Source organism: Streptomyces sp. NPDC058701 (assembly GCF_042715295.1).
In the GTDB taxonomy this organism is placed as follows: Bacteria; Actinomycetota; Actinomycetes; order Streptomycetales; family Streptomycetaceae; genus Streptomyces.
In genome coordinates this window covers 1-5511 of the sequence record NZ_JBHXSY010000105.1, presented here as the reverse complement: position 1 = coordinate 5511, position 5511 = coordinate 1, and the positions used below count along the sequence as shown (strand labels likewise).

Annotated in this window: 6 protein-coding genes and 2 pseudogenes; 7 read left to right on the top strand and 1 reads right to left on the bottom strand. The window is 62.2% G+C overall.

What is annotated here, in order from left to right; genetic code table 11:
• Positions 1–448: 448 nt before the first annotated feature.
• The 7 genes and pseudogenes from ACFWW8_RS38000 to ACFWW8_RS37970 all read left to right on the top strand — a co-directional run.
• Positions 449–598, top strand: a pseudogene (locus ACFWW8_RS38000) (NAD(P)-binding protein); the annotation flags it as partial.
• A 212-nt stretch (positions 599–810) separates the two neighbouring features.
• Positions 811–1788, top strand: a complete 978-nt coding sequence (locus ACFWW8_RS37995; protein ID WP_386537377.1) for a hypothetical protein — start codon at positions 811–813, stop codon at positions 1786–1788.
• 198 nt (positions 1789–1986) lie between these two features.
• On the top strand, positions 1987–2802 hold the full coding sequence (locus ACFWW8_RS37990; protein WP_386537369.1) for an SDR family NAD(P)-dependent oxidoreductase: 816 nt from the start codon (positions 1987–1989) through the stop codon (positions 2800–2802).
• Between the two features lie 240 nt (positions 2803–3042).
• Positions 3043–3573 carry a hypothetical protein gene (locus ACFWW8_RS37985; RefSeq protein ID WP_386537367.1) on the top strand — a complete coding sequence of 177 codons (531 nt, stop codon included), beginning with the start codon at positions 3043–3045 and terminating at the stop codon, positions 3571–3573.
• A 565-nt stretch (positions 3574–4138) separates the two neighbouring features.
• A pseudogene (locus tag ACFWW8_RS37980) lies at positions 4139–4609 on the top strand (hypothetical protein); the annotation flags it as partial.
• A gap of 46 nt (positions 4610–4655) precedes the next feature.
• Entirely contained in the window at positions 4656–5039 is a 384-nt protein-coding gene (locus tag ACFWW8_RS37975; protein WP_386537375.1) for a hypothetical protein, read from the top strand.
• Positions 5036–5254, top strand: coding sequence for a hypothetical protein (locus ACFWW8_RS37970; protein WP_386537372.1), 219 nt, complete (start codon positions 5036–5038; stop codon positions 5252–5254). Before ACFWW8_RS37975 ends, ACFWW8_RS37970 begins: the two co-directional genes overlap by 4 nt.
• Positions 5255–5259: 5 nt before the next feature.
• On the opposite strand, the gene ACFWW8_RS37965 is transcribed toward ACFWW8_RS37970, so the two are convergent.
• Positions 5260–5511, bottom strand: a 252-nt coding sequence (locus ACFWW8_RS37965; protein ID WP_386537364.1) for a transposase, incomplete at its 5' end; no start/stop codon positions are given.

Here is a 5511-nt window from a genome sequence, read left to right as displayed (position 1 = left end):
TTCGACATCGCCTTCGACGGCCGCCTCACCGACCACCGAATCTGACCTCAGCAACCAAACCGGTTACACCGTTTACTGGACAGACCCCGCACCTGACGGTGCCCGCAGGTCGATCGGCGCGTGCCCGGGGCGCCGTGCCGGATGGTCGGATCGCAGCAGCACTGCGGGCGGATCGATCCGCAGGACCTCCCCACGTCGGGGTGCGAGGGTGCAGCCAGTTTCATGTACCGGTACAGCAAGGCGAGGTCGACCCGCCGATGATCGGGAAAGCGTCACGTCCGCGTCGGCGGGAGGCTGCGGTATCGATGCTCCCCTACAGTCTGCACTGCAGCACCGTCGTTCCCTGCAGTCGCCTCCTGTGGGTAGGCAGTACTCATGACTGCAACGAGCCGTCGCGCGATGCTCTGGAGTAACAGGGCTAGGCCTTTGCCCGGCGAAGATAGCGTCATTGTGTGGGGGCACGTTGAGGTACGGCCATGTCATAGTCGTAGGCGGAGGCATCGCAGGTCTGTTGGCCGCTGCCGCCGTGGAACCGCACGCGGAACACGTATCTATTCTAGATAGAGATCGGTTTTCCGGCGGTACCGGTCCTAGAGCTGGTGTGCCTCAGGGAAGGCACTTGCACGCATTGGTCTCCTCGGGTGCCAAGGCCATTGACCTACTGCTGCCGGGTACCCTTTCGTACTTGTACGAGCGTGGGGCCCGGCATCTCAGTTTTCCTGGAGATGTTCTCATGTACGGCTCGTGGGGGTGGCTGCGAGGAGAGCCGCGTCAGTACATACTTGGGGCCACGCGCCCTCTATTCGTACCATGTTATTCAAGCATTACCCCTTCATTTCCCTGCACGAGGGGTGTCGGGTCACAAGTCTGGTTGTTGGCTCCTCGCGCGTACGCGGAGTGCGGTTCTTCAACGCGGAGAAGAGAGAGGAGGAGATGTTTGGCGATCTCGTTATCGTTTCCTCGGGGCGTAGCGCGGATGCACTCTCTTGGCTCCAAGGAACCGGATTTGACGGAACGGTTCGAAGGGAATACGTGTACCCGGGCCTCTGCTACGCCAGTCGCGTGGTCCGGCCCCATCCAGCCGACGCGGAGAAGTATCCGTGCGTCAGTGTTCAAGCCGTGCCGGCAGCCGGCGTGCCAGGAAGGGCCGGATTTGTGCTTATCACGGAGAACGGCGACTGGATCGTGACCTTGTCCGGGACGAAGGGGGCCGCTCCACCGGTCAGTGATGAGGGTTTTCGGGAGTTCGCGTCCAGACTTCGACATCCGCTTATCCATCAACTGCTCGAGCGGGCCATACCGGTTGGAAGAATCGTTGGCTATCGCCACACTCAGAACGCTCGATATCGTCTGGACTCCGTCCGGAACCTTCCCGCCGGGGTACTGTTCATCGGCGATGCCGCGGCGCAGTTCAATCCTTCCTACGCTCACGGAATGTCTGTCGCGGCCTTGGCCGCGGTGGAGATACGCCGAGGACTCAGGAGGGGCAAGGAGCTGCGTGCGCTCCAACACGTTGTGTGCAGGGCAGGAAATACTGCGTGGGCTCTATCTACAGGCGCCGACGCCCGCTACCCGGAGGCGGCGGCTTCACAGGCTTTCGGCAAGCCCTTTCTGAACAGAATGGCTGATCGGTTCCAGGCGACGGCAGCCACATCACCGAAGGTGAGCAATGCGTTCGCTGACGTACTGACGCTTTCCGAGCCGCCGTACATCCTAGCGCGGCCGGCAGTTATAAGTCGGATCATCAAGGGCCCCACCTCCCCGCCAAGTGATGTGCCCCCGCGATGAGAGCGATGGTATGTCCTGAGTCTTAGGCATGGCGAAGGCGCCGAACGGCAAAGCGCGAGCTCGCTTCCACGCGCAACCGAGGTATCACATGGGGCAGCGATGTACGGGGGCATATTCGTCCATGTACGACGCTGTCAATCCCGGAACTCCAGCGCCACATTCCAGTCAAAACCAAGCGAGTCAGTTCGGGAGGATAGGATGACCCTACCGAATAGTAGTCGAATTAATCTGAAAAATTCTGATCGCTGCTCATACGGATTGGAGAAATCTGTGAGTCAGAATCAACCGCCTTCCCGAGTTGTCTTGGTAACCGGTGCAGGTTCGGGTATTGGTGAGGCTACGGCTCGGCGTTTCGCGGAGGCCGGCGACCGCGTGATCGTCGGGGACATTGACTTCAAGGCTGCGATCCGGGTTGCTGCGGAGGCCGGTACGAACGCTCATGCAGTGGAACTGGACGTCACAAATATGGGGCAATGGAGTCGGGCCATCGAGCATGGTGAGGAATTTGCTACAGCGCCGATCCAGATTTTGGTGAACAATGCCGGCGTGTTCCGCCAAATCGCCCTCGACGCTATCGAGCTCGACGAGTGGCAGTATATTCTTAATGTCAACCTGACCGGGACCATGATTGGGATGCGAGCGATATTGCCAAGCATGCGCCGCGCCGGTGGCGGCGTGATCGTTAACACCGGATCGACGGCTGGTCTCGGTGGCGCTATGGGCTTGTCGGCCTATTCATCTGCGAAGTGGGCGCTGCGCGGACTGACCAAATGTGCGGCGCTTGAGTTCGCAGCGGACAACATTAGGGTAAACTTGATTGTGCCGGGCGTGACCGACACACCGGCTGCGCGAGCGGCGGGTTTTCCCTCCATGATGCCTGGTCAGGCAATCCCGGAAATTGCCCAGCCTGCGGTCGTTGCGCATGCAACCTTCTACCTGGCCTCCAATGAAGCCTCATATAGCACCGGATCCGAACTCGTCGTTGACGGGGGTCAGACTGCCGGGCAAGTGTAGGATTGATCGACTTCCGAGAACCCCATGGCGTTTCACAGACCTGGAACTATTGCATCGGAGTTATGACAGGGTGATATTGCTCCACTTTGACCAACTCCTTTGGCGTGTTGGTAAAGCCGTCAAGACGGTCTCATAGCCTCGGGACTGCGGTAGCCGAGCTGCTGTCGAGGCAGTCCCCCCTTGGTCCAATTCGATACCGGCACCCATTTCGCGTCCTGGCACGGTGAGACCACCCCATCTGTGACGACAAACGCCCACGTTCTCGACTACCTCTGTCTCCGCCTGGAACGCAACCCAGCTGAGCGCGGCCGTCTGCTGCCTATCAGTCGGCGCGTAGCTACCTGGTTGGCTACTGCTCAACATCCTGATGGGAATTGGCATGACAAATGGCATGCCTCCCCCTACTACGCCTCTGCCTGCGGAACACGGGCTCTGCTCCGCTTTGCCAGCCCCGCCGCCCATGCTGCAATCCAGCGCTCGGTTGACTGGGTCCTTCGTACACAGTGGAACGACGGCTCATGGGGCGTGTGGGAAGGCAACCCTGAGGAAACTGCCTACGCTTTGAAAATTCTGCGCTGCTCGACACCAAATGAGAAAGTGGAAAATTCACTTGCACGAGCACTGCCCAACCTAGACGCCACATTCAGTCCTCTCCCGCTGTGGCACGGGAAAGAACTTTATGCGCCCACTGCGATTATCGCGGCCGTCGTGCTGGCTGCTCGATGCTCAGCGAACACCCCGATACCACCAGGATCAATAGGCGCCGATTGAATAAGTGGCTACCAAGAGGTGTACACAGGGAGCGTTTTCAGCTTCGCCACTCCAGGGTGACGCCATGGTCCTCGCTTGAGTCCTGGAAGTTCCTTGGCTGGGCCCGCCGGCACGGTGAGTTGTCTGTGAAAAGTCGCGGGCGGTCACTTCGCTGAGCGAGGCGTGCCACGGTCAGACCCGGCCGGTCCGCTCTGACGCAGTGGCGTCCACGCCAGTACAGCCGTCGGAGGGCACAACGGGCTGGGAACGTAGGCTGCCCGCCACGAGAACCACTCCGAGGCAGGCAGCCCACAGCGACCTACGGGGGAGCCGATGTTTGATCGCAGCACCCATTCGATCATGGAACAGGAACTCCCTGTGGAGTAACCGCTACTCCAGTACGCGTGCTTAAAACAGTTCCGTGGCGGGTTTGTCGACTGGGCTGCCGCCGGGTCAGGTGGCAGCTCAGGGAAAGTTTGATCTTGACGGTGAACACATGTCACACGGCCCCGCAGGCATCCATGCGCCCCTGAAAGGTCGGGCGATGTTGTAGGGTCCCGAACCGCGTGTCATCTTCCGCACGGCGATGTCATCCCGATGTCATTTTCGACATGGCTGCGGGATCCATGCCTTGCGCGCTGGTACTTCGCCCCTTCGTATACGGCCCCCTCCGGTTGCCATCGGTGCGTACGGACGGGGGCAGGACCCAGCGGTCGAAGGCCAACCGGGCCGTCTGGCACGACGCGGGTGGGGGTCCGATGGGGACAGCGGCGCTGACGACTCGGTACAGGTGAGCATCCGGTGCGGTGACGAGGCCGCGGCGGAGGACCTGGAGTGGTCGTCCGTCCCGCCCGGGCTGCTGCGGACCGCCCGGCCCTGGCGGACCTGCCGGTGGCACCAGGGGCAGAAGCACTACTCCGGTACGTACTGGTCGTCGACCCTGCGCGACCACGTGATCTACGAGTCGCGGCTGGAGCTGGGACGGCTGCTGTTCGCCGACTTCGCCCCTGAGGTGCGACACATCGTCGCCCAGCCCTTCCTTCTGAGGAGAGACCTGCAGGGCAGGGTGCGCATGCACGTCCCGGACTACCTGGTGCTGGCCGATGACGGCCCGGGTCGTGGACGTCAAGCCGAGGCGCCGGCTGGAGAGGCCCGAGGTCGCTTCGACTTCCGCGTGGACCCGGGACGCGGTCAGCTCGCGCGGGTGGCGCTACGAGGTGTGGAACGATCCCGACCCGTACCTGTTGGAGAACATCCGGTTCCTGGCCAGCTACCGCCGGGACTGGCTCTTGGACGCTGCAGTGGTCAGCTCCCTGCGGGTGGTGGAACTGGACGGGATGTCGCTGGGCGGGGCATTCCAACTGTTGCCGGCCTACCCCCGGCCGCTGTTGAAGGCAGCGGTGCTGCATCTGCTGTGGTCCGGGCATGTGACCACGGCGCTGGACCGTCCGCTCAGCGCGTGGCACGTCCTGCGGAGGGCGGCATGAGCAGGTCCGGCGCTAAGCTGGGCATCGGAACGCACTTGCGGCTCGACGTCGAGACGGTCCAGCTCGTGGAGTTCGCAAGCTTCGCCACCGAGATGGAGGCCGTCCTCAAGGATGGGCGCGACCGACTGGCACGGATGTCGGTACGCGAACTGCTGAGTCCGGGACGGACTCAGCTGATCCCCAGCAGCGCGGGGTCGTCAGCCGCTGATTACTGAGGTTTTCAGGGTGGAGTCGGTGGGCCGATGGTCAGGCCGGTGGCGGTGAGGCAGCCGTCGATCAGGTGGGGCCGCAGTTGGATCCTGCGTAATTCCCGGCGGAGTGTGCGGTCGAGGTCCTCGGGTGTGTCGAAAGCAGTGTTGGCCATCGCTCTGCGCACGAGTGACCAGACGGCCTCGACGGGGTTCAGGTCGGGTGCACACGCAGGTAGCCGGACGGTGGTGAGCCAGTCGTGCTCGGCCTCATACCGCTTCAG